The sequence below is a fragment of the Brevibacillus panacihumi W25 genome (genome assembly GCF_000503775.1).
GTDB classification, from domain to species: Bacteria; Bacillota; Bacilli; order Brevibacillales; family Brevibacillaceae; genus Brevibacillus; species Brevibacillus panacihumi_A.
Genome location: NZ_KI629782.1, coordinates 2197596 through 2221078 on the forward strand (window position 1 = coordinate 2197596; position 23483 = coordinate 2221078).

Sequence of the window (23483 nt, forward strand, 5' to 3'; positions counted from 1 at the left end):
CACCATTTCTGGGTTGCCGTTTGATCTGCTTTTTTTTTGGCAGTCCTCTAATGCCCCCCTACGTTGTGCCTTTTTCACCACTCTCCGGTGTCTCAACCTATGGGCGCATTATAAATAACCACTTACATATGACGATCTATCCGTAATTTTACCTATTTCTCTTTGGTTTAATATATTCGTCAGTATTTGCTTCAAATACATCACCAACATATCGCTTTAATTTTCTTTCTTTTGGATTATCTCTTGTATATCCATACCAATCTGCATATAGATTATAACGATTTGCCCCCGAATAGAAATATATTGTATAGTCCCCCGGTTTATTTACACTGATATTTGTTTCAGTACCCCTTGAATATTCAATTACTTCCTTTGCAACATAGCTATAATCGATATGCCCTTCTAACTCGGTAATGAATTTATTACCTCCTTGTGCCCTCACACCCGTTTCAAGTGAATGAGAAGTTTCACTTGTTTTCTTTATACTTTTCATGAATTTATAGGTTATCTCGGTGCCATCAATTACTTCTACATCTGCTCTGTGTACTAGAAAGTAGTCACGGTCAGTTCCATTCTTTTCGGCTGTTAAAGATCGCCTAACAAACCCATCTTGTTTGTACACGACACTAGAGGAAAATGGTTCTATTGTTTGCTCCTTTTGGAATTTCGGGAATTTACTATCGGAATCGCGATACAATTTACCGACCGAATAGGAACCTACTTCTCGATTGGCATCACTATCATTATCATCCTTTGCATAAACAATTGTTCCTGAGACTAATACACTCCAGATTAGAGAACCTGATAAAACGTTAAAGATAACTCTCTTTCCATTCCTAAACATAATAAACCCTTCTTTCTTCTTGTATTTAGAAATTTCCTCGAAGGAAACTATCTACTTGTTTAATAAAATCCGCCAAATTATTCGCACCTTCTTCATATTCAGAATTTGAAATTAAAATACAACTTATACTGTATCCGTTTCTTTCAAAGCTATAATGATATGCATTAATGGACGGATATACATTTGCATAATAAGCATTCAGATCATTATCCGGTGAATTATATCTTGCATTGCTATAATAAATACTGTGCTGCCATTGTTCACTCGGAGTACCGAGTCTTTTACTGACACTCATAAGAATTACTGTACCGTTTGATTTGTTTTTATAGATGAAGTTTTTTTGCCTTCCAAATATTGAAGCATTAATATCATTTTGTTGGGGTCCCAAGATACTGTCAGGAGTTGTTAATAGATTCTCATTACCATTTAACAATTCTTCAAAACCCATCGGTTTAAAATTTTCATTTATTTTTTTGGAAAAATCATTAAAATCCTTCATCTCAGATTCCGATAAATACGTATTTTCCTTGTTTTCTACATGAGAAATAAAACTATAAGAATATCCTCCGATTACAAAAACTATAATGTAGCTAACCAATAAGAGCAGTTTTCTAGTTTTCCTCATTTCAATCCCCTTTCCACAGTCGTAAGCGCAGTTATCAAAGGTTATTCCAGTAATTGGGTTTATGAATGGACATCATCTATCCTAAGATTTTGTATTTATATGAGGTAACCTTCATGAACTCAAAGTAATTAACCATTTTGGTTTAAGTATGTTAGAAGACCGCAATCTTATTTAAATTTAATAAGGTATTTAATTGATTTTACACCATATTATGACATTTGCTATCATATCAGCTTTTCCCAAATTTTTGAATATCAATTGTTCGACACAATTCCCGATATCTGTCGAAACAATGCCTTCGTTCTTTTGTATAGCCTTTAATGGTACTACTTCCATTATTGTAAGTAGTGAAAATAGGGGACTATTTGCTTGAGTTTTCCTTTCCCGATGGAATTACGTTGAATGACTATTCTCTGCTGGTGGAAGACATGGCCTCTCCTGTTCGGGAAGTAACATTTGAAGCAGATGGAACAGAGATCACTTTTGGTACTAGCAACCTTCACACATCAGCCCTCGAGAAAAAAATAGAAATGGCAATTTCTGAACATGAGCGATTAACTGGCGATCAACTCCATACAACCATAGTAAAGGAGAGCATGAAAATTCGATTGGTTGGTTTTCAAGGAACTGAGGAAGAAATGAAAAAAGCTCTAGAATATGTGGAGGAAAAAAGGAAGATACATAACCTGGACTCAGATAACATGACAGATATGGCACTTACCCGATTCATCGCTGTTTGACTTGTCGCTGCGGCATGCGATAAGAGGGTGGCTTTCCCCATTCTTCATAGCTGTTTTGATGCGGTAAAATGGAAAATGCCCCCAAAGGATTCAGGGGCAAAGAGAATGGGTGAGGGAACCATCGAGTTAACTTTCAGGAACCTTACACTTTTGCAAGGAAGTTTTTTGCTTTACGTAAGCAAACGGTTCAGGCGTTACTTTGTTGTGGATTTGGATTCACTCAGGAACTCCACGATTTGCTGTTTATGAAGATTGTCGTGTTCAATAAATTCTTTGATGATGTATGCCAGCGAATAGGGTGTTCCGGTATGAGGGCAGTGCGATGCGCCGTTTACTGTCACATGTCGATGCAGGGCGTCCACTGGCATCTCGAAAAGCTCCATTACTAACTGTTCTCTTGTAAGGATCGTTTCCTTGATCAATTCTGCATGCATAATGCCTGATTTCACATAATCGGATGCGATCTGGTTGTACGTATCAAAGTCGGGAAATTCGATATCTTCCCCCTTTCTTACTGCTGGAAGTGTTTCCGCCAGCAGATAGCGATCCCAATTCTTAATGTGGGAAACAATCTCGCTGATTGACCATTTGCCGTTGGCGATCGGATTCGTCCACACCGTGTCGTTGACATGATGCAATGCAGCTATGAAGGAAACGAACTCTTTATACGTTGCGATATCTGCATTTGTATTCACTCTACTTACACCCATCCTCCCAATTTGTGGTAGGAGTAGTGTAACATAGATTCCACAATAACACAAACACCTGTTCGGTATAGCGTGTATTGCGGAATCCTGGCTGTACGATCTAGTCGCATGAGGAGACATTGCTTGTACCTTTTGGATGATGACTTCTGCATTGACTTCCAGCTATGATAGAGTATGGGTTTTATTTCCATTTTTTGTGGTGATGAGAGGAGAATTCCTATGAGCAAGGTTAAGAAAAGTGTACGTTTTTTTATGATCTCAGCCAGTGTCATATTATCACTCGGATTATACGTATCCCCCGCTGAAGCAAATAACCTGGACTCAGACAACATGAAATCCAAAATCATCTTTCAGAAAGCAAGTGAAGAACTCTCACAATTGGCAGAGGGAGATCGGGAGGATATCAATCAAGCGGAGATGCATGCAGACGATGCATTTTCCCCAACTGTCATCCATAGTGGAGGGTTCATTGTGATATGGTACTCACCCGATTCATCGCTGTATGACTTGTCAATGCTGCATGCGATAAGAGGGTGGCTTTCCCCATTCTTCATAGCTGTTTTGATGCGATAAATGGCAAAATGCCCCCAACGGAATCGAGGGCGTCTTTGTCCATACATAGAAATTTTTAAGTTTTGAAGTTAAAGGGGGACCAGGCAAAGCTGGTAGAGGAAAAAGGGAAAAAGAACGGAAGGCATTTGGGATCTTGACCCAGGCGCAACGGAAAAGGCGGAACACGGTTTCAGCGGCCAACCCTGAATCCCTTCCTGGAATCGGCTGCTTTTGGCCGCGGTTCCGCCTTTGGAGTGGAGCCGGCCCTGGCCAACCCTCAGCAAAGATCCCAACCCGCCTGGAGTGTTTTTCCCTTTTTCCTCCGCTCCACTAAAGCCGGTGGACCACTAATATTACAGCAACCCAAGCCGCTGAAAAATCGTATCCACATGCTTGAGATGATAGCGGTAGTCAAAGCAGGAATCCAGCTCTTCCTTGGTCAGTGTGGAAGCAACTGTCGCATCCTCCTCCACAATGGCGCGGAAGGAGCGCTGCTCTTCCCAGGCTTGCATGGCGCGCGGCTGGACGATGTCGTAAGCCTGCTCGCGGGTCAGGCCTTTTTCGATCAGCTTCAGCATGACCTGCTGCGAGTAGATCAGGCCAAAGGTGCGATCCATGTTGCGCTTCATATTTTCGGGGAACACCGTCAGGTTCTTCACGATGTTCATGAAACGGCGCAGCATGTAGTTGAGAAGCTGTGTCGCGTCAGGCAGAATCACGCGCTCGACAGAAGAGTGGGAGATGTCGCGTTCATGCCAGAGCGGAACATTCTCGTAAGCGGACAGCATGTGCCCGCGGATGACGCGGGACAGACCGCAGATATTTTCGCTGCCGATCGGGTTGCGCTTGTGCGGCATGGCCGAGGAGCCTTTTTGTCCCTTGGCAAATGCCTCTTCGACCTCGCGCAATTCGCTTTTTTGCAGACCGCGGATTTCTGTGGCGAATTTCTCCAAGGATGTCGCGATCAGCGCCAGTGTCGCCATGTACTCTGCATGGCGGTCACGCTGCAGCGTCTGAGTGGAGATCGGCGCTGCGGACAGACCCAGCTTTTCACATACATACGCTTCTACAAACGGATCGATGTTGGCGTAGGTTCCCACCGCACCAGAGATTTTGCCGTAGGCTACTTCTTTCTTGGCGGCGCGGAAACGGGCGAGGTTGCGCTTCATTTCTTCATGCCAGAGGGCCAGCTTCAGGCCGAAGGTAGTCGGCTCCGCATGCACGCCGTGCGTTCTGCCCATGCAGACCGTATCTTTGTGCTCACGCGCTTTGTCGGCCAGGATCGCGATGAAGTCCTCAATGTCCTTTTCCAGGATTTCATTGGCTTGCAGCAGCAGGTAAGAGAGCGCGGTATCGACAACGTCCGTGGACGTCAGTCCGTAATGCACCCATTTTTTCTCCTCGCCCAGCGCTGGCGTCTCCGATACTGCACGGGTAAAAGCAACCACGTCATGGCGCGTCTCCTGCTCGATCTCATAGATCCGGTCAATATTGAAACTCGCATGCTCCCAAAGCTTTTTTACGTCTTCCTCCGGGATAACGCCCAGCTTGGACCATGCTTCACACGCGAGAATTTCGACTTTCAGCCATGCCTGAAACTTGTTTTCCTCTGTCCAGATGGCACGCATTTCCGGGCGCGAGTAACGTTCGATCATGATTGTACCTCCGTTTTTGTACTCCAGATTTCCAGCTTCTCGATCAAGCCGAGCGCTTCTTCAACCGTAGGGGCCAGTACGTTGAGATGGCCCATTTTCCGTTTTTCCTTGCTTTCCGCTTTGCCGTAGAGATGCAGCTTGGCACTCCTTGGCAAGGCATCGATCCGATCCAAAATAGGCTGCAAATGCTCACCCAAAATATTAACCATTACGACGGGCGTAAGCAACTCTGTTGAACCCAGCGGCAGGTTGCAGACGGCACGTACATGCTGTTCGAATTGTGAAGTCGCACAGGCTTCCATCGTATAATGCCCCGAATTATGCGGACGTGGAGCCAATTCATTGACGTACAGCTGACCATCACGGGTAAGGAACATCTCAATGGCGAGCAGCCCAACTACATCCAGCTTCTCGACGATTGTCAAAGCGATGCGCTCCGCCCGCTCCCTGATTTCCGCGGATACCCGTGCAGGCACAATCGACAAATGAAGAATATTGTCCTGATGGACGTTTTCTGCCGTCGGAAAAACAGCCAGATCTCCATCCGGATTGCGTGCTGCGATGACGGACAGTTCAAGCTCGAAAGGAACAAATTGCTCGACGATCAGTTCGGTTCCCGCTTTTGCCAGTGTTTCATATGCTTCCGCAAGCTCTTCTTCGCGCTTCAATACCCACTGTCCCTTGCCGTCATAACCCCCGGTCGCTGTCTTCATGACGGCCGGAAGCCCCAGTTCGCGCACAGCTTGCTGCAAATCAGCCAGACTGGCTACTACGCGAAATGGTGCGACGGGTATCCCCATCTCCTGAATGGCCGTTTTTTCACGGATCCGGTTCTGGGTAATGCGAAGCAACCGGCTTCCCTGCGGCACATAGGACTTGCTCTCCAGCACCTCTGCCACCTGAGCATCTACATTTTCGAACTCATAGGAAATGACATCGCTTGCGGCTGCCAGTCTCATCGCCGCTTCTACATCATCGTAACGGGCGACGATCTGCTCGTCTGCCGTCTGTCCGCATGGAGCATCCGGCGTCGGGTCCATGGTGACAAAGCGGTAGCCCATGGCTCGTCCTGCGAGCGCAATCATCCGTCCCAGCTGACCGCCGCCAAGTATGCCAATCGTAGCTCCCGGTTTGATTAGCTTGCTTTGGTTGTGTCTCATCCCAGTTCACTGTCCTCCAGCACTTTACGACGTACGGCATCCCGTCTATCCATAAAACGTTGTTGAACCTCCGGGTATTTGATCCCGAGAATTTGAGCAGCGAGAAGTCCCGCATTGATCGCGCCAGCCTTGCCGATGGCTACAGTCGCCACAGGGACACCGCCCGGCATCTGCACGATAGAGAGAAGAGAGTCCAGTCCGTTCAGATTGGAGGATTTGACGGGCACGCCGATCACAGGCAGCTCCGTCTTGGAAGCAACCATCCCGGGCAGATGTGCTGCTCCGCCAGCTCCTGCAATGATGACCTCCAGTCCACGGCTTTTTGCCGTTTGCGCATAGTCGAACATCAGGTCTGGTGTGCGATGTGCAGATACTACCTTCTTTTCATAGGGAACCTGCAACTCATCCAGTATAGCGCATGCTTCCTTCATCGTCTCCCAGTCTGATGTGCTTCCCATGATGACGCCTACCCATGCTTTAGTCATGAACGATCGCCCCTTGTCCTATCATCAGAAGAAAACCCAACCGACTAACGGCGTCTGTGCCGTACTTATCGCCTGGGCTATACGTACTTGTTTGCTTTCGACTTCTTCAGTTTAGCAGGGAGAATGGAAGCCTGTCAACCGCAATTCCGAACATTATAGATAGTAGCTTCCTTATCATTCGTGTTTACTCTTTTCCAACCAGGCAGCCGCCTCTTCTTGCTTCTCTTGTTTCAGATGCAGCCAATAATCAATGAACGGCGCAGCGTCAGTTCCGGCTTCCTGGCTCAGCATCGACACAAACCTCTCCCCCGTAGCCAGACCGTATTGATGCTCCTTGACGTACTGGCGTAACAGAGTGTGAAGCCTTTCCTCACCCCAGGCTTCGCGAAGCTCCCAAAGCATCGTGGAACCCCTACCGTATACCAGATTCACATAGCTGTTCCAGTCTGGGAACTGTTCGACACTCTGCCAGACCGTCAGTCCCCTCCCCGCATAGGAAAGCGACTCTTGAGACTGAGCCTTGCGCATCTGGATATAAAAGCTGGCACCGGGCCGTTTGGCTGCAGTCAGGTAGGCCATCGTGGCATAATCGCTCAGGCTCTCGTCCAGCCATGCCTCGCGTACCTCGTCATTGCCGACCAACGCGTAAAACCACTGATGGGCCGTCTCATGCGCCACCACTGCTTCGCCGCTCGGATCAGACCGCTCGAACAGATCCTCCTGGATAAAAACGATGCCTGGATACTCCATTCCTCCAAAAAATCCACCTGTCTTTACAACATCGTACTCCTTGTACGGATAGGTTCCAAACTGCTCGCTGAAGTACCGCAGCGATTCTTGCCCCACCTCGTGCAGGCGTTCTGCCGTACCTGCATCGTCACCCTCCTGCGACCAGGTATGCACGACGGTATCTCCGACCTTTCCAGACATTTTGCGGTAACTTTCATCCATCACGACCATAGCGAGGTCCCGTACATTCCAGGCATCGATTTCATAGGTGGTTACCCGCTGCGGTCGGGACTGTGTCACCACCGCCACGCTCTCGACACCGCTGGTCGCAAGCTGATATTTTTCCTCCAGCATGACCCGCAGATGATAGTTGGCTACTTGGCTGTAAAAAGGATCGCCGATGGACGCATAGGGGTCGAGCCGCCAACCGTCCTTCTCCTTTACGGCCAGAATCGGGAGCCAGTTGCCCAGCCACATGGCATGATCGTTATACGACAATCTTCCTTTATTATAGGGAACCTGCAGCTTAAAACGCATTTCCACCTCCGCATGGGGCGGCTTAGCGTTTTTCTCTGCCGGAATGGGAACGTGCAAAAGTGTTTTCGTCTTGCCCTCCACCTGCACAGGAGCTTCTTTTCCGTTTACCCGCACCTGCTTGATTTCCATTCCGCCAGGCTCTCTTTGCTTTCCGAGGATTCTCTCCCAGTTCGGGTCCCCCATATCCGCTTGCGATTGAAAGACGTTGGGATACAGATGAAAATACGCCCGGTCATCTTGTGGCTGAAAACGGACGGTCAGGGTGCCTGTCACACGGTGCGCGGCAGGATCGATTTGCAAATCAGCGAAGTAGTTTGTCTCATGTGTCGGCTCGGATAGCGCCATCTGCGCCCCTTCTACGGCGACTGGAGCTTTCCACGCTTCTGCCCCATGATAGACACCCAAAACAATGCCTGCTAGCAAGAAGAGAGCCAAAGCCCCCCCTTTTTTCCCCATCGCGATCCCCTGCTTTCATCTGCTTGTCTTCCTTGTATCCAGTCTATGCCTGATTCTTTTCATTTTATCCCCATAAAAAAGCTTCCCTCCAATGATAGAGAGAAGCCTTTGGTAGTATGAAATCTATTCCCGCAACCAGATGAAGTACGCCAGGAAGACGAAGAACAGGACGTACATCGCGGGATGAACCTCGCGCGCCTTGCCTTTCATCACTTTCAGGACAGGGTACACGATGAAGCCGGAAGCCAGACCTGTCGCGATGCTGTACGTGAGCGGCATCATCAGGATGGTCAGGAAGGCAGGGAATGCTTCCTCCATTTCGTCCCAGGCAATCTTTACGATGCTGGACGCCATCAGTACACCTACAATGATCAAGGCAGGTGCGGTAACAGCCGAAGTAACGACAGACATCAGCGGATAGAAGAACAGGGCCAAAATGAACAGCAAGCCTGTTACCACAGCGGTAAAACCGGAACGGCCGCCCGCAGCCACACCCGCAGTAGATTCGATGTAAGCTGTCGTCGTGGAAGTCCCCAGCACGGCACCAGCCATGCCCGCGATTGCGTCAGAAGAAAACGCGCGTCCAGAGCGAGGCAGCTTGCCGTCTTTGAGCAGACCAGCTTGATTCGCTACGCCCAAGAGCGTGCCTGTCGCATCGAAAAAGTCTACGAACAAAAAGGTCAAAACAACAATCAGCATGTTTACCGTGAACAGGGAAGATGCATCACCCAAGTATTGAAAAGCTGCACCAAACGTGGGAGCCAGACTTGGCGGAGCAGCAAATACTTTCGTTGGCACATCGACCAAACCAACGATCATCCCCGCAACGGAAGTGATTAACATACCAATAAAGATTGCCGCATTTACCTTGCGTGTCATCAAAATCACGGTCACAATCAATCCAAAAATTGCAAGCACGGCATTCTTCGCCGACAGCACCTGTTCAGGAGTCATATTTTCATGGAACCAGGTGAGGTGGCCCAAAGCGACGAATGTGGCTTCATTCGCCACGACAATCCCCGCGTTTTTCAAACCGATAAAGGCGATAAACAGACCGATCCCCGCAGATACGGCAAATTTCAAGCTTTGCGGTATCGCATTGATAATCGCTTCACGAACCCCGGTCAGCGACAAGATCAGGAAGATCGTACACGAGAGGAAGACCCCTGCCAGTGCTTGTTGCCAAGGAATTTGCATGGTCAATACGACCGTATACGTGAAAAACGCATTCAAGCCCATCCCCGGTGCTTGTCCGATCGGCAGACGACCGATGAACGCCATCAGCAGGGTCCCGATCGCCGCAGCCAATGCGGTTGCTGTGAACACGGCATCGAACTCCGGATAGTTCGCCTTCAGTTCAGGCGGCAAATCTGCGCCGCTGAGAACGTACGGGTTTACTGCCAGAATGTAAGCCATCGCTAAAAAGGTAGTGATACCCGCGATAATCTCGCGGCGGTAATTGGTGCCTAGTTTGTCAAACTCGAAATACTTGCGCACCGAAGTGTCCCCCCAGAGTTTTGTAGGTTGGCGGTAAACAAAAAAGTCGAGACGCATGAATTAACGCCTCGACTGCAAACAAAACGATGCGGGACCAATCACGAAAAAATAATAACAAAAACCTATCCCGTCGACATTTTGTTCGTAGTCTGGTCGTTAACGGCGACCTGGTAGAAACTCCTAAGCCATATCCTCAGGAATATACGAACTTTCTTATTTACCTGCGTACATCGAACAGTGTATCAGGTAGATTTTGTGCTGTCAACGAAAAATACGAACGTTATTATTCTGTCGTGAATAATCATCCGGTTTTACAAAATTGATCTCGCAGCTTTGTTTTATTATCGTCTTTTGCCCCCACTGGGTGGTACGCGACGAGATTATTCCCACTCAATGGTGGCTGGCGGTTTGGAAGTTACATCGTAGACGATGCGGTTTACATGATCGACTTCATTGACGATACGCGTGGAAATTTTTTCGAGCACATCCCACGGAATACGCGCCCAGTCAGCCGTCATTCCATCAATGGACGTCACAGCTCGAATCCCCACGGTATACGAATACGTACGAACATCTCCCATAACGCCAACTGTGCTCATATTCGGCAATGCCGTGAAGTACTGCCAAATGTCACGGTCCAGACCTGCCTTGGCAATCTCTTCGCGCAGAATCGCATCAGATTCCCGAACGATGTGAAGCTTCTCTTCTGTCACTTCGCCCAAAACGCGAATGCCCAAGCCCGGTCCCGGGAACGGCTGGCGCCATACGATCTCGTCTGGCAAGCCCAATTCCGAACCCAGCCTGCGAACCTCGTCCTTGAACAAGGTTTTCAACGGCTCGATCAGCTCGAATTTCATATCTTCCGGCAGGCCGCCTACGTTATGGTGAGATTTGATGGTGTGAGCAGTCGCTGTTCCGCTCTCCACGATATCGGTATATAGTGTGCCCTGTGCCAGAAAATCCATGTCCGTTAATTTCGCCGCTTCTTCATCAAATACGTAAATGAACTCGTTTCCGATAATTTTCCGTTTTTGCTCTGGGTCGCTGACACCCTTCAGCTTGTTCAGGAAGCGTTCACGAGCATCGATTTTGATTACCTTCATGGAAAACTTTTCGCCAAATGTTTCCATGACGCTTTCGGCTTCCCCTTTGCGCAGAAGACCGTGATCGACGAACATGCAGGTGAGCTGATCGCCAATCGCTTTGTGAATCAGGGCAGCTACAACCGAGGAATCTACGCCGCCGCTCAGCGCGCACAACACCTGCTTGTTCCCTACCGTTTGACGGATGCGGACGATTTCGTCTTCGATGAAGGAGGTCATGCTCCAGTTTCCTTCACAGCCGCAGATGTTGAACAGGAAGTTGGAGATAAACTCCGAGCCTTTTACCGTATGGCGCACTTCCGGATGGAATTGCACGCCGTAGAGATTGCGTTCCGGATGGCTGATTGCTGCAACCGGACAGCTGTCGCTGATCGCATCGATGCGGAAGCCCTCTGGAAGCTCCACGACTTTATCCGAGTGGCTCATCCAAACGATTTCATTTGGCTCCCATTTATCGTACAAGCCATGCTTTTCTTGCAGACGCAATTCCGCTTTTCCGTATTCACGTTTGCCTGCCCGTTCCACTTTTCCTTTCAGCATATGGCTCATCAGCTGCATGCCATAGCAAATCCCCAATACAGGCAGACCCAGTTCAAAGATGGCAGGGTCAACTGTCGGTGCCCCTTCTTCATAGACACTGGCAGGACCGCCGGAGAAAATAATCCCCTTTGGATTCATTTCCTTGATTTTCTCTACGGGAGTATTGTATGGCAGCAGTTCACTGTATACCCCCAGATCGCGTACACGACGTGCGATCAGTTGATTGTATTGCCCTCCGAAATCCAGTACGACAACCATTTCCATCGACTTGTCCATGATTTCTCCTTTCTCCTGTACACACAGGACGGCACCAGAGCCTGAAAACGATCATTCCGACTCCATCCGTTTTGTTGATTCCCTTGAGCAGGACGTAACCCGTACAAGCACTGTACCCGAAAAAAACCGGGACTGTCGCCTCCGAAAATTTGATTACGGCGGCAGAGTCCCAGCTTGTGTACACATGTGCAGTTGCATGTACAAAAATCCGATGTGCTCTCCTCGTAGTCACCCAATTTACGGTCAGGTGGTAGAAACTTTCAGGCCATATTCCTGAGGATTATACGAGACTCATTGATCGTCATTCTAGCAGATGAAAAGTCATTGTTCAAGGCTTCAATTGACGGGTCAATCTTTCCATTAATTCTTCGACGATCGAGCGAGCTTTTTGTTCGATTCCTTTCATGCCATAAATCATTCGTTCGTAGATTTCGGTCAGAAAACGCAGATCCTGCCGTTTGTCTCCCGATATATGCAATCGGTTGACATATTCGCGCATCGTTTCACCCGCTTGTCGCCGTGAATGGACACTCTCCATCATCCGCATCAGCAAATGATAGCGATCTGCGTACTGATCCTTCTCCAGTTGACTCCACTTACGCCGCAGCCACCAGATCGTAATCTTCTGTCTGCGCCGCCAAGCCACGAAGCCGGCTGCTGCCAATGCCCCAACGAAAAGCGCGTTTACCTGCCAAGGAATCTGGAATCCACGATTGGAGATTGCATCAGCGCCCTCCAATTCATCAAAGCGCCCATCTCCGCGATTCAATGCACCCTGATTCCCCAGATCTGGCAGAGGAATGGGAGACTGCGCCTCCTCGGTATGCAAATCGTATTTAATCCGAACAGGAGAAGTAAAGGAGCTGGTCGCCTCAAAAGGTACCCATCCCATGTTCGGGAAGTAGACCTCTACCCAGGAATGGGCGTCCTTGCTTCGTACTTCCATGATGTCGTTGCCTGCATCATCCGCTCCTACTCGTTGTCCAGGCGCGAAGCCTTTTACCCAACGAGTGGGAATGTCAAGGGTTCGCAGCATAACGGCCATGGAAGTGGAAAAGTGATCGCAATACCCCCGGAAGCTCTCGAACAAGAACTGATCGACAAAATCTTGACCTTGTGCAGGAACTGGGACATCTGTGGTTTCATACTTATATTTTCCACTGGAGCGCAGGTAATTCTCGATCGCCCTTACTTTTTGATATGGTGTCGGAGCATCTTTGGTAATTTCCTCAGCCAGTTCTTTGACACGAGGCGGCAGTTGTTCAGGCAGTTGGAGATAATGGGTCCTTATCTCGATCGGGTACTGCGACCCGGCTTGCGTGATGGCCTTTTCACTAATGATCGGGACCTCCGCCTCGACATTGTATTGCTTCAGCTTCATCAGCAGCGTATTAGGTCCTACGACGGGCTGTGAATGAGCCGCACCAGATGGCGGGATGAGATTGATCTTTCCTGCCCGGATTTCCAACTGCTGGTTCCAGGTGTCATACACGACTGTAGCATTTTCGGGTGTATAGTCCGTTACCTTTTTCAGCTGTCCCGGATAAAAGACAGTCGCATACTGCAGGGGCCCGCTAAAATAAAGCGAAGCTTTCACTTCTTTGGTTTCGGTCCCATGAAACAACGCGTTTTTCCACTCGTAGTTTTTCAAGTCCAGGATTGACTCATAATCTCGCTTGCCCTTTTCCCAGCCTGCTCCCGTATAGATGTCCTTGGAGTCTCCACGCCAGTAGCTTCGTTCATTGGTGAGACCCGTAAACACCAGCGTATTGTCGGAAACAAAAGGGCCGCCTAGCTGGCTATCGTTATTGTCATAGCCTACTTTTTTCATGCCGACAGCAGTCGTCGCCTGATCGCTCCCCATCAGATACGAGATGGGATCTGGCCAGCTCGCCTCTTTTTTGGGCGCCGTGTAGGCAATCCCGATGCTAACCCCGAGAACCAGCAATGGGGCCATGATGGCATTGGCAACCATCCATCCCCGTTTCCCGTTCAGTGTCGCGATGCTGGTCACCTTCGTCAGATGCGAAATCGCCAGCAGCAGGAACCCATAGAGAAGCGACCGTACAATGCCCCCATCCGCTTCATATGGCATGAATGTATCCAACAGGGCCAAATACGCCTCGGTCATCACGACAAACCACAGCACTTGCCGCTGCTCCAGCACCAGGTACGTAATCATCGAAATCATGACGAGCAGCATCAGATCAAACATGCCATTGCGGGAGATCACTGACATCGCTCCCCAATCCTGCGATAAGACAAGCGGCATGTCCAGTACGATTTGCGCGTATAAATCGATCAGCCATTCCTTTTCCCAGAATGAGGTATCAAAAAAGGCAGCATGGAGCAGCCAGAGAACCCCGAGCAGCTTGAACGGAAACGTAAGCCACCGATACGGCAGAAACAGATCCATGAGAATCACTGTACCTGCGATGGTGTAAAAAGGCCAAAGCGCTCCCGTATCCGTCAATTCTTGTAAAGGGAGAAGCCATTCTCGTAGAAGCAAAAAAAGGAACAGCGCAGAGATCATATCCAATATGGTCGGGCGTCTCCATTCGTACATCGCCTAAGCACCCCCCATCTGTTTCCACTGGTGGTAATCCTGCGTATGGATCGACGTGCAAACCACCTTATTCGCTGCCAAGAGCCGCATTACTTGCATTTGCTCGGCGGTGTAAGCTCCGGTTCGACTGATGTGGAAGAGCTGCACCCGCCTTCCCTTTTGTACGAGAGATACCAGACGGGCTACCAGTTCCTTATCCAGCCGGGGTGTCACCATCATGAGCGTCACGCCTTGCGATTGCTCCAGTGCTTCACGCCCGATCACCCGGGAAAACGAGTCGCTCCCCTCTGGCATGACTCTCGCCAGCTGATCAAAGACCCGCAAAAAATGGGCGTGAGACAAGCCCGGATCGATCGACATGCGCTCCTTTTGCCTGAAAACCAGACCGTAATGATACTGATTGCGGTTGGCGTAGGCGATGAGGCTTGCCGTTACTTTGACAGCCAATTCAAATACTTCGGATGTAGGATAACTGCTTTTCTCCACATCCAGGAAAAAAGCTGCCTGGTTCATCGCCTGATGCTCAAATTCCTTCGTCTTCAATCCAGTCCCGCGCGCTGAGGCCCTCCAGTGGATCTGACTGAGACGATCGCCGCGCTGGTACTCTCGCACCCCGCGAACGGCCGCCACGTCATCCGAGCGGCGATGAGACACGTGAATGGTGCCGCTGAAGCTGCCGTCTCCAAGCGGCCAATGATTCACGTGCTGGTAGGATGGATAGACAAGTATATCATCTGCAAGAGAGATGACCTTTCTTCTCTCAATGAAACCGAAGAAATCTCCTCCACAGATGACCGTTTCCTGCAAACGGTAGTATCCACGAGGCAGTTGCGGAATGACATAGCGAAACTCGACCTCCCGCTTAAACCAGGGAAAAATCAGTTGCTTATGCGGCTCGTAAAAGCCAACCAGCCTCTCCGGGAGCGCTTCGATCACCATGTTCCACCCTAATGGAAACCAGATCCGCCGGCGCAGAAGAATCGTGACGACGACGTCTTCCCCTTCCTGCAGACGATTTCGATCCAGCTGACGAACGACTTCCAAGGTGGCAAACATCAAGAAATAAGCCAAACACTCATAGACGAAAAAGACGAGGCTGCTGTAGAACAAAAACCAACTGGCGAATCCCCCCTGGAACATGGCGAATATATAGGTCACCAGCACCAGTGCGATTACATTGAATTTGCCCCATTTTTGTTGTCTCATGATCTGTGGTCACCTCATCCCATCGGAACGCGGGTCTCTGCCAAGATTACCGTCAGAATCCGATCGACATTCGCCCCTTCCAAACGTGCTTCCGGCTTCACAATGATTCGATGCGAGAACGTAACCGGGACGAGCTCTTTGACATCATCGGGAATGACATAATCACGGCCGCGTACGAACGCCAATGCTTGTGCCGCCCGATACAAGGCCAGGGAACCGCGCGGACTCACTCCTAGATAGACATGGTGATGGTCGCGGGTTTTGTGGCAGAGCCGGACGATGTATTCCTTGATGCCCTCTGACACCTTCACCTCTGCGCTTTGGTCCTGCAATTGCCCCAGCTCATCCGCCGTCATGACAGGCTCCAAACTGTCCAATGGATTGCTGTCGGAAAAACGTGTGAGCATGCGGGTCTCTTCCTCCATGCTCGGGTATCCCAGTCGCAATTGCATCAGGAAGCGGTCCAACTGCGCTTCCGGCAGCGGGAACGTCCCTTCGTACTCCAGCGGATTTTGCGTCGCCATGACGAAAAATGGTTTCGCCAGAGGATACGTTGTTCCATCTACCGTAATGGACCTTTCCTCCAATGCCTCCAGCAAAGCCGACTGGGTTTTGGGCGATGTCCGATTGATTTCGTCTGCAAGTACTACATGGGCAAATAAAGGACCCTGACGGAACTCAAATTCCAGACTTTTTTGATTAAATATCGCAACCCCCGTTACATCGGTCGGCAGCAGGTCAGGGGTGAACTGAATCCGTTTGAATTCTCCTCCAATCGACTTGGCCAGCGCGCGAACGAGCATGGTTTTTCCCACGCCCGGTACGTCTTCCAGCAAGACATGTCCCTTCGCGAGAATCGCAGCAATCGTCAATTCAATGACAGAACGTTTGCCAATCAATACTTTTTCTATATTTGCAATTAAGTTTGTCACTGCAGGATGTACCTGTTCCACTTTAATCGGGTTCATATCGATAACAACTCCTGTTCCATTTCGTCTTCTATCATGCCTGTGATCACGCATCAGACCCAAGAGCAAAGAGCAGAATCCTATACCTAAGGTACTGGATGAAATAAGGAGACACAAGGAAAAATTAATGAAGATTACAAAATTTGTATAAAGAGAACAAACACTTTTATAGGGCTTTTATACAAAAACACGCCCTATAGTACAAAAAAGAGTAGGACTGTCTCCTACTCTTCCGCTGTTATAAAAATGGAGCGGACGACGGGTCTCGAACCCGCGACCTTCGCCTTGGCAAGGCGACGCTCTACCAATTGAGCTACATCCGCATATTAGGAGTATGTATGTCCTACTCGTTTTGAACACGTTTATTTTAGCATGTTGTTTTATCAGGAGTCAAGCTTTTCACCTCCATTCAAAAAAAGCCGGAGAAACTCCTCCGGCTTTCCGTGCTCCTGAATTTTCTACATCTAGACAAACACCATGCCGATCAACAGGTACAACGCAGCAGAAATACTCGCTACAGTCAGCGCATATGGAAGCTGCGTTTTAACGTGGTCGATGTGGTCAGACGCTGCTCCTGTGGAAGCAAGCACTGTCGTATCAGACAAAGGCGAACAATGGTCACCCATGACTCCACCGCCGGCAACAGCAGCAATTGTCGCTACGACCAGGAGAGAGACTTCTCCTCCCGAAAAGGTAAACGCTAATGGTGCTGCCAATGGCATGACGATCGCGAACGTTCCCCATGAGGTGCCTGTAGCAAAGGAGATGACCCCACAGACGATAAAGATCAAAAACGGCAGCAACTGCGGAGTCAACCAGCTCTCCGTGACGGAAATAATGTAGTGAGCGGTTCCCATATCCTTGCTTAGCTGGTTGAGCGAAAACGCGAAAGCCAATACCAGGATCGCTGGCATGACCCCTTTCATCCCCGCAGTGGCTGTTTTCATAATGTCTGAAAACGGAATTCCCTGAAAACGCATGATGATTCCGAGAATGACCGCGGCGGCCAAAAAGGCTTCCATGGTTTTCGCGGATTTCAAGGTCATGAAGGTACCCACTGCAATGGCAACGACAATCAGCACCGGCAGGAAAAAGTTGAGAAAGACGTTGGTCTTGATTCCCTCGTACGGCGGAGTATCCGTCAACTCTGATCCCATTAGAGGATCAGCACCGTCGCGAAGCACTTTCCCCTCTTCGATGGCTCGGCGCTCCGCTTTTTTCATCGGACCGAAATCCGGAATGACGCGCATCGCCAGCAAGCCTACAAACAGAACAGACAAGATCGCGTAGAAATTGAACGGAATCGTTTGCAGGAACAAAGACATCGCTTCCGCTTCATTCGTAATGGTTCCAACCCCGATTAACAAGCCCGTAAAATAAGCTGCCCATCCCGTAATGGGAACCAGCACGCTCACCGGAGCGGAGGTGGAGTCCGCGATATAGGCGAGCTTTTCACGCGAGATTCTTGCTTTGTCCGCGAGATTGCGCATGGTCGAGCCTACGAACAGCGGGCTGAAATAATCGCTGAAGAACACAAACATTCCAAGGAACCATGCCATTAGCTGTGTTTTGACGCGAGTGAACTTACGGCGTTCCAGCATCAGCGTTACATTCTGAATCGCACCCGTTCGTTGAAAAAAGGCAATCATGACGCCAATGAATAATTCCAGAAGGAGAAGTCCCGAAAAGCTGGTTGTACCGAGCGCTGTTTTCATCAAAGCGGGAAAGCCGAGCAAGCCCCCGCCAGATAATAAAATTCCCAAGAAACAAGCAACTGCTAATGAGAAGACAGTATTCCGCGTCCAAAATGCCAGAATCACGGAGACTACGGCAGGAACCAGTGAGATGATTCCCATATGAACTGCTTCTGCTGCTTCCATCTTTTTACCCCCTTTTTCCCTCTTCTATCTTCTACACTCCCAGGAGCTTTTCTGCGCTGACTCGCTCCCGCTGCTGAATCAAAGCTGTTTCTTCGTGGGTCAGAATCCCCTTGTACGCTGTTAATCCACGACGCAAATACGGATTGCGGCGTGCTGCTTCTTCCGGTCCGTGGTCTGCAATTGATTGAATGTGAGCAAAGACAGAAGCCGCATAGGCAATCGAAGTCGTATGCGGGGCAGCCCCCGGGATGTTGTCTACCCCAAAGTGAATAATGCCGTCTACTTCATAGACGGGATCCTCATACGTTGTCGGTCTGTAAGTCTCGATTGCTCCTCCCACATCCGCGCTAATATCGATAATGACGGCTTTTTTCCGCATCAGCTTCAGCATGTCGCGAGTAATCAGGTGGTCCTTCCGTTGTTTGGGCCACTTGACGCAGTTGATCACCAGGTCGACGTGGGGCAGCAATTGCCGGATGTTGCTCTGATTGGAGAACATCGTGTCGATCCCTTTTGGCAAAAGGTACTGCGCATCCCGCAATACACCGATGTTGACGTCCATCATCGTCACTCTTGCTCCCAGTGAGGAAAGCACGTTGGTTGCGCTGCGCCCCACGATTCCTGCACCAATCACGAGAGCCTGAATCCCCGGTGCTCCTCCGATGCCACCCACGAGCTTGCCCATACCGCCATTCACGCTAAGCAGATAGTGCGCGCCCCAAAGCGCCCCCAATTTTCCTGCTACTTCTCCATTTGGAGAGCCGTATTGGTGGGTATCCTCTGCTGTGAATGCGACCACCTTTTTGTCCAACAACACATCTACCTCTTCGCGATTAGCAGCTGGGTGAAGGCAGGTGAAAAGTATTTGTCCCTCTCGCAGCAAATCGTACTCTTCCGGCAATATCTCTTTTACCTTTACAATCAACTCGGCATCGGCATAGATTTCCTCCATGCCCTCCTTCAATACCGCTCCCGCCTCCAGATAAGACTCATCGGGAAATCCCGCATTTTCTCCTGTTCCTTTTCCGACAAGAACGGTATGTCCTCCCGCTGTCAGCTCGGACACCTCATTTGGTGTTAACACGACGCGAGATTCACCCTGTTTACATTCTTTAAACGTCCCGATAATCATGATGGACATCCTCCCTTACGTATGCATGCCTTTTTGAAAAGAAAAAAGGCTTTCCGGATACCTACCCTTCTTAGCAAGGAGCATGCCAATGAGTTCATAAAAAATCAGTAAAAAAAGACGGCTGTCTCCCTGTTTCTTGGGAGATTCACCATCTTTTCCATGCCTTAATCTGAAGCATTTCATCCTATTTGCTCGTTTTTGGGCAATGATCGGTTGTTTTTAGGCAGTTGTTCAAGTAGAAAGCTTGCTTCTCTGCCGCTATTTGATCCCGTATTCTCTCAACTTATTTTGGAGCGACTGCCGCGGTATGCTCAGTAATTGTGCTGCTCGAGTTACATTCCCTTGCGTTTTATGGATCGCCCTCTGAATCATTTTTCTTTCAAGTGCAGCTACCGCTTCTTTTAACGGCATGAAATCCTCTTCTCCCCCATCCTGGCTCGCTCCATTGGGCTCCGCTTCCTCGTCTACCAGGTGACGAATGACTTTCTCCAGATCGCTGCGCTGAAGGGTCTCCTCTTTCTCCTCTTTGAGCAGGAGCGCGAATTCCACTACACTCTCAAATTCCCGAATATTGCCGGGCCAATCATGTGACAGCAAACACTCATGTACCCCTTTTACGATATGTCGGACGTTTTTCTGCAATAGCTTGTTATATTTCGTAATGAAGTAAGGCAATAGCAGTTCAATGTCCTCTCTTCTCTCTCGCAATGGAGGCAAATGCAAAGCCATTACACAAATCCGATAGTAAAGGTCTGGACGAAGCTCTCCGTCTTTTACACAGAGGCGCGGATGCTTGTTCAAAGCTGCGATCACTCGCACATTTACTTTGCGAGTATGCTTGTCCCCCAATCTGCGAATCATCCCGTCCTCGAGTACCCTCAGCAATTTTGCCTGAAGATGATGCGGCATGGAGTTGAGTTCGTCCAGAAATACCGTCCCGCCATCTGCCAGTTCAAATAGACCTGGGCGATCCTCCGCTCCTGTGAAGCTGCCTTTTTTTGTGCCAAACAAAAGACTCTCCATCAAGCTTTCCGGTATCGCCGCACAGTTTTGCGCAATAAATGGTTTATCTGCCCGTTCACTGGCATTGTGGAGCGCTTGCGCAAACAGCTCCTTCCCTGTTCCGGTCTCTCCAAACAAGCAGACAGGTGAACGCCCCCGCGCCATTTTTTCTGCTTGTCTCTTCAACTCCAGCATCTGTTCGTTGGCTGTCACAATATCATCCAATGTGTATCTTGCTGCCTCGGGCTGAATATTTCCCTCGCTCTGCCTGTCTGGCAAGAACAGGCTTGCGTCCAGTTCAATAAACTCATCTACTGCCTGTTTATCCTCACTGATATCTTTTGACAGTTCGATGGCCCCAATCACTTTTCCGTTTGTCTTAATAGGTAGGGTCACATTGGTCGTCTCTATTTTTTTACCGGAAAAATCGATGATCTCCTGACGATTGCGAAAAATAGGGCGCCCCGTCTTCAATGCGTGGTAGAGTGTGCTTGTTTGTTCATTTAGCATCGGGAAGGACGTAAACAGATTTTCCCCGACTATTTCATCCGTCTTCTCATCTGCAGAGGCAAAACGCGGGTTGAATTTTACTGAAAAGAGGATCGTTCCGGAAGTATCGATAATGGTAATGCCGTCAATGTATGTGATTTGTTGAAGCAATCCGTCTCTTTGCAAATCGATTCCTCCGTTTTTACAAGTCTCCCTTCTTATCGTAACACCCTTTCCATGCCTGCAAAACCCTTCTAGCGCCGAATATATGTACCGTTTCCTGGATAAGCAATGGCGCTTTCGAGCACATTACTATGTTGAGGAGGTGAGACTTTCTTGAAAAATCAGGATGAACAGAAGGATCAATCTACCAGCACAGAGAACGTAACATCTTCAAATTCTTCTCTGGACGAAAGCGAAATTGAAAAACGTCATCAATTTCAGATGTTTCCTACACCGGACGAAAAGTTCGCTTCAAAGGTAATAACCGAACTGGAGGATTGATTTCACTTAGACACCTTCACTTGATAGTGGAGGTGTTCATCTTTTCCTAGTTGGCACCCCACATCTGCATGGCGGACTTGTATACAATGTAGGAGGTACACAGACAAAATAAAAAAACCCTTGTTTTACCAAGGGTTTTACCGTATGGTGCGGGTGAAGGGACTTGAACCCCCACGGTCTCCCGCCAGAACCTAAATCTGGTGCGTCTGCCATTCCGCCACACCCGCATTGTATTCGTAAAAACTGGTGAGCCATGAAGGACTCGAACCTTCGACCCTCTGATTAAAAGTCAGATGCTCTACCAACTGAGCTAATGGCTCGTGCAAATGGCTGGGGTACTAGGATTTGAACCTAGGAATGACGGAGTCAAAGTCCGTTGCCTTACCGCTTGGCTATACCCCAATAAAAATGGTGCCGGCGATAGGAATCGAACCCACAACCCCCTGATTACAAGTCAGGTGCTCTACCAATTGAGCTACACCGGCACATTCAAGCTATTCAATAATGGTGGCTCGGGACGGAATCGAACCGCCGACACGAGGATTTTCAGTCCTCTGCTCTACCGACTGAGCTACCGAGCCATAATTTCTTTTTCATCGCCATTTGAAAAGAATGGCGGAGCTGACGGGACTCGAACCCGCGACCTCCGGTGTGACAGACCGGCGTGAACTCCAACTTCACCACAGCTCCATGTTTACAAAAAGGAAAAGAAATCACTCACTTGAGCAAGAAGAAGATTCAACGTCGTTCAAGTGAAGAAATTGGTTGCGGGAGCAGGATTTGAACCTGCGACCTTCGGGTTATGAGCCCGACGAGCTACCGAGCTGCTCCATCCCGCGATAATCAGGACGATTGAGTGTCAGCGTTGCCACAGGACGTGGCGCTTTTAGCTGACCTTCCTTATCCTTAAAAGTGGTGGAGGCTGACGGGATCGAACCGCCGACCCTCTGCTTGTAAGGCAGATGCTCTCCCAGCTGAGCTAAGCCTCCCCATCACTCTCTGTTTCCGAGAGGATTTCCCAACTTGGTAAGAAGTATGTATGGTGACCCGTAGGGGATTCGAACCCCTGTATGACAGCGTGAAAGGCTGCTGTGTTAAACCGCTTCACCAACGGGCCAAGTATTCAATATGGTGCGGTCGGCGAGACTCGAACTCGCACGGGTCGCCCCGCCACCCCCTCAAGATGGTGTGTCTGCCAATTCCACCACGACCGCAGCTTAGGATGGTAGCGGCGGAGGGAATCGAACCCCCGACCTTTCGGGTATGAACCGAACGCTCTAACCAGCTGAGCTACACCGCCACAATACACTATAAGATTGTAAAAATATGGCGGAGAGTGAGGGATTCGAACCCTCGCTACGCTTGCGCATACTAACGGTTTAGCAAACCGTCCCCTTCGGCCTCTTGGGTAACTCTCCGTATATATGGCTCCTCGGGACGGACTCGAACCGCCGACCGATCGGTTAACAGCCGATTGCTCTACCGACTGAGCTACCGAGGAACATGGAAGGAATTTATTCCTTCAAAACTGAATCTGCATGAATGCTTATGGATGTGTGTGGATAAGTCCTCGACCGATTAGTATTCGTCAGCTCCACGTGTTGCCACGCTTCCACACCGAACCTATCAACCTCATCGTCTATGAGGGGTCTTACCAGCTTGCGCTGTGGGAAGTCTCATCTTGGAGGGGGCTTCACGCTTAGATGCTTTCAGCGCTTATCCCTTCCGCACATAGCTACCCAGCTGTGCCACTGGCGTGACAACTGGTGCACCAGCGGTGCGTCCATCCCGGTCCTCTCGTACTAAGGACAGCTCTCCTCAAACTTCCTA

At 49.3% G+C, this 23483-nt stretch carries 18 protein-coding genes, 14 tRNA genes, 1 rRNA gene and 2 riboswitches (1 of these 35 only partly in view); of the genes, 3 read left to right on the forward strand and 30 right to left on the reverse strand.

All coding sequences use genetic code 11. The features are described from left to right. Positions 1–148: 148 nt before the first annotated feature. Together T458_RS39745 and T458_RS39750 are read right to left on the reverse strand one after the other, a co-directional pair. Positions 149–844 (reverse strand): hypothetical protein, encoded by a 696-nt coding sequence (locus T458_RS39745; protein WP_023556630.1) that lies wholly within the window; start codon positions 842–844, stop codon positions 149–151. A gap of 25 nt (positions 845–869) precedes the next feature. Further along, positions 870–1469 carry a hypothetical protein gene (locus T458_RS39750; RefSeq protein WP_023556631.1) on the reverse strand — a complete coding sequence of 200 codons (600 nt, stop codon included), beginning with the start codon at positions 1467–1469 and terminating at the stop codon, positions 870–872. Between the two features lie 365 nt (positions 1470–1834). Here T458_RS39750 and T458_RS39755 point away from each other — a divergent pair, with 365 nt between their 5' ends. After that, positions 1835–2209 (forward strand): hypothetical protein, encoded by a 375-nt coding sequence (locus tag T458_RS39755; RefSeq protein WP_023556632.1) that lies wholly within the window; start codon positions 1835–1837, stop codon positions 2207–2209. A gap of 194 nt (positions 2210–2403) precedes the next feature. Here the strand turns inward: T458_RS39755 and T458_RS39760 are convergent, their stop codons facing one another. Next, a complete protein-coding gene (locus T458_RS39760) occupies positions 2404–2904 on the reverse strand; it encodes a DinB family protein (protein WP_023556633.1) in 501 nt (166 codons plus the stop codon). Between the two features lie 231 nt (positions 2905–3135). On the opposite strand from T458_RS39760, the gene T458_RS39765 reads away from it, so the two are divergent. Continuing rightward, complete coding sequence (locus tag T458_RS39765) at positions 3136–3489, forward strand: hypothetical protein (RefSeq protein ID WP_023556634.1); 354 nt, start codon at positions 3136–3138, stop codon at positions 3487–3489. Between the two features lie 332 nt (positions 3490–3821). Here the strand turns inward: T458_RS39765 and purB are convergent, their stop codons facing one another. The 13 genes from purB to T458_RS39830 all read right to left on the reverse strand — a co-directional run bounded on the left by purB (position 3822) and on the right by T458_RS39830 (position 21335). After that, the gene (gene purB, locus T458_RS39770; protein ID WP_023556635.1) at positions 3822–5123 is read right to left on the reverse strand and encodes an adenylosuccinate lyase; all 1302 of its coding nucleotides are present in this window, start codon (positions 5121–5123) and stop codon (positions 3822–3824) included. Next, a complete protein-coding gene (gene purK / locus T458_RS39775; protein WP_023556636.1) occupies positions 5120–6283 on the reverse strand; it encodes a 5-(carboxyamino)imidazole ribonucleotide synthase in 1164 nt (387 codons plus the stop codon). The genes purB and purK overlap by 4 nt, the downstream gene beginning before the upstream one ends. After that, positions 6280–6768 (reverse strand): 5-(carboxyamino)imidazole ribonucleotide mutase, encoded by a 489-nt coding sequence (purE, locus tag T458_RS39780; RefSeq protein ID WP_023556637.1) that lies wholly within the window; start codon positions 6766–6768, stop codon positions 6280–6282. The genes purK and purE overlap by 4 nt, the downstream gene beginning before the upstream one ends. A gap of 174 nt (positions 6769–6942) precedes the next feature. Next, a complete protein-coding gene (locus tag T458_RS39785) occupies positions 6943–8490 on the reverse strand; it encodes a M1 family metallopeptidase (RefSeq protein WP_023556638.1) in 1548 nt (515 codons plus the stop codon). A gap of 123 nt (positions 8491–8613) precedes the next feature. Beyond that, on the reverse strand, positions 8614–9987 hold the full coding sequence (locus T458_RS39790; RefSeq protein ID WP_023556639.1) for an NCS2 family permease: 1374 nt from the start codon (positions 9985–9987) through the stop codon (positions 8614–8616). Between the two features lie 125 nt (positions 9988–10112). After that, a riboswitch (purine riboswitch) is annotated at positions 10113–10214 on the reverse strand. Between the two features lie 153 nt (positions 10215–10367). Then, positions 10368–11906, reverse strand: coding sequence for a glutamine-hydrolyzing GMP synthase (gene guaA, locus T458_RS39795; protein WP_023556640.1), 1539 nt, complete (start codon positions 11904–11906; stop codon positions 10368–10370). Positions 11907–12111: 205 nt separating this feature from the next. Then, a riboswitch (purine riboswitch) is annotated at positions 12112–12214 on the reverse strand. Positions 12215–12234: 20 nt separating this feature from the next. Beyond that, positions 12235–14472, reverse strand: coding sequence for a DUF4129 domain-containing transglutaminase family protein (locus T458_RS39800; protein WP_023556641.1), 2238 nt, complete (start codon positions 14470–14472; stop codon positions 12235–12237). A gap of 3 nt (positions 14473–14475) precedes the next feature. Beyond that, positions 14476–15678 carry a DUF58 domain-containing protein gene (locus T458_RS39805; RefSeq protein WP_023556642.1) on the reverse strand — a complete coding sequence of 401 codons (1203 nt, stop codon included), beginning with the start codon at positions 15676–15678 and terminating at the stop codon, positions 14476–14478. Positions 15679–15692: 14 nt separating this feature from the next. After that, positions 15693–16646, reverse strand: coding sequence for an AAA family ATPase (locus T458_RS39810; protein ID WP_023556643.1), 954 nt, complete (start codon positions 16644–16646; stop codon positions 15693–15695). A gap of 247 nt (positions 16647–16893) precedes the next feature. Continuing rightward, a tRNA-Gly gene (locus T458_RS39815) sits at positions 16894–16969 on the reverse strand. Between the two features lie 141 nt (positions 16970–17110). Further along, positions 17111–18526, reverse strand: a complete 1416-nt coding sequence (locus T458_RS39820; RefSeq protein ID WP_023556644.1) for a Na+/H+ antiporter NhaC family protein — start codon at positions 18524–18526, stop codon at positions 17111–17113. Between the two features lie 31 nt (positions 18527–18557). Then, positions 18558–19658: an alanine dehydrogenase gene (locus T458_RS39825; protein ID WP_023556645.1), complete on the reverse strand. Its 1101-nt coding sequence runs from the start codon at positions 19656–19658 to the stop codon at positions 18558–18560. Positions 19659–19916: 258 nt separating this feature from the next. Beyond that, positions 19917–21335 (reverse strand): sigma-54 interaction domain-containing protein, encoded by a 1419-nt coding sequence (locus T458_RS39830; protein ID WP_023556647.1) that lies wholly within the window; start codon positions 21333–21335, stop codon positions 19917–19919. A gap of 150 nt (positions 21336–21485) precedes the next feature. Here T458_RS39830 and T458_RS57180 point away from each other — a divergent pair, with 150 nt between their 5' ends. Next, positions 21486–21653, forward strand: a complete 168-nt coding sequence (locus T458_RS57180; RefSeq protein ID WP_023556648.1) for a hypothetical protein — start codon at positions 21486–21488, stop codon at positions 21651–21653. 145 nt (positions 21654–21798) lie between these two features. Here the strand turns inward: T458_RS57180 and T458_RS39835 are convergent. From T458_RS39835 to T458_RS39900, 14 genes are all read right to left on the reverse strand, one after another. Continuing rightward, positions 21799–21880: transfer RNA gene (locus T458_RS39835), tRNA-Leu, on the reverse strand. Between the two features lie 17 nt (positions 21881–21897). Continuing rightward, positions 21898–21973, reverse strand: a tRNA-Lys gene (locus T458_RS39840). A gap of 7 nt (positions 21974–21980) precedes the next feature. Continuing rightward, a tRNA-Gln gene (locus T458_RS39845) sits at positions 21981–22055 on the reverse strand. A gap of 7 nt (positions 22056–22062) precedes the next feature. Further along, a tRNA-Thr gene (locus T458_RS39850) sits at positions 22063–22138 on the reverse strand. Positions 22139–22158: 20 nt separating this feature from the next. Next, positions 22159–22234, reverse strand: a tRNA-Phe gene (locus T458_RS39855). A gap of 32 nt (positions 22235–22266) precedes the next feature. Further along, positions 22267–22343: transfer RNA gene (locus T458_RS39860), tRNA-Asp, on the reverse strand. A 72-nt stretch (positions 22344–22415) separates the two neighbouring features. Next, a tRNA-Met gene (locus T458_RS39865) sits at positions 22416–22492 on the reverse strand. A gap of 74 nt (positions 22493–22566) precedes the next feature. Beyond that, positions 22567–22642, reverse strand: a tRNA-Val gene (locus T458_RS39870). Between the two features lie 51 nt (positions 22643–22693). Continuing rightward, positions 22694–22770: transfer RNA gene (locus tag T458_RS39875), tRNA-Glu, on the reverse strand. A 12-nt stretch (positions 22771–22782) separates the two neighbouring features. Beyond that, positions 22783–22867: transfer RNA gene (locus tag T458_RS39880), tRNA-Leu, on the reverse strand. A gap of 9 nt (positions 22868–22876) precedes the next feature. Beyond that, positions 22877–22953, reverse strand: a tRNA-Met gene (locus tag T458_RS39885). Between the two features lie 27 nt (positions 22954–22980). Further along, positions 22981–23071, reverse strand: a tRNA-Ser gene (locus tag T458_RS39890). Positions 23072–23078: 7 nt separating this feature from the next. After that, a tRNA-Asn gene (locus T458_RS39895) sits at positions 23079–23154 on the reverse strand. A gap of 57 nt (positions 23155–23211) precedes the next feature. Further along, positions 23212–23483 (reverse strand): 23S ribosomal RNA (locus T458_RS39900) (it continues 2668 nt past the right edge of the window).

Bases quoted from the DNA above. Each gene is read 5' to 3' on its own strand.
- T458_RS39785 (WP_023556638.1), bottom strand. From the start codon at position 8,490: ATGGGGAAAAAAGGGGGGGCTTTGGCTCTCTTCTTGCTAGCAGGCATT.
- purE (WP_023556637.1), bottom strand. From the start codon at position 6,768: ATGACTAAAGCATGGGTAGGCGTCATCATGGGAAGCACATCAGACTGG.
- T458_RS39810 (WP_023556643.1), bottom strand. From the start codon at position 16,646: ATGAACCCGATTAAAGTGGAACAGGTACATCCTGCAGTGACAAACTTA.
- purB (WP_023556635.1), bottom strand. From the start codon at position 5,123: ATGATCGAACGTTACTCGCGCCCGGAAATGCGTGCCATCTGGACAGAG.
- T458_RS39750 (WP_023556631.1), bottom strand. From the start codon at position 1,469: ATGAGGAAAACTAGAAAACTGCTCTTATTGGTTAGCTACATTATAGTT.
- T458_RS39805 (WP_023556642.1), bottom strand. From the start codon at position 15,678: ATGAGACAACAAAAATGGGGCAAATTCAATGTAATCGCACTGGTGCTG.
- T458_RS39765 (WP_023556634.1), top strand. From the start codon at position 3,136: ATGAGCAAGGTTAAGAAAAGTGTACGTTTTTTTATGATCTCAGCCAGT.
- T458_RS39825 (WP_023556645.1), bottom strand. From the start codon at position 19,658: ATGATTATCGGGACGTTTAAAGAATGTAAACAGGGTGAATCTCGCGTC.
- T458_RS39800 (WP_023556641.1), bottom strand. From the start codon at position 14,472: ATGTACGAATGGAGACGCCCGACCATATTGGATATGATCTCTGCGCTG.
- T458_RS39820 (WP_023556644.1), bottom strand. From the start codon at position 18,526: ATGGAAGCAGCAGAAGCAGTTCATATGGGAATCATCTCACTGGTTCCT.
- purK (WP_023556636.1), bottom strand. From the start codon at position 6,283: ATGAGACACAACCAAAGCAAGCTAATCAAACCGGGAGCTACGATTGGC.
- guaA (WP_023556640.1), bottom strand. From the start codon at position 11,906: ATGGACAAGTCGATGGAAATGGTTGTCGTACTGGATTTCGGAGGGCAA.
- T458_RS39745 (WP_023556630.1), bottom strand. From the start codon at position 844: ATGTTTAGGAATGGAAAGAGAGTTATCTTTAACGTTTTATCAGGTTCT.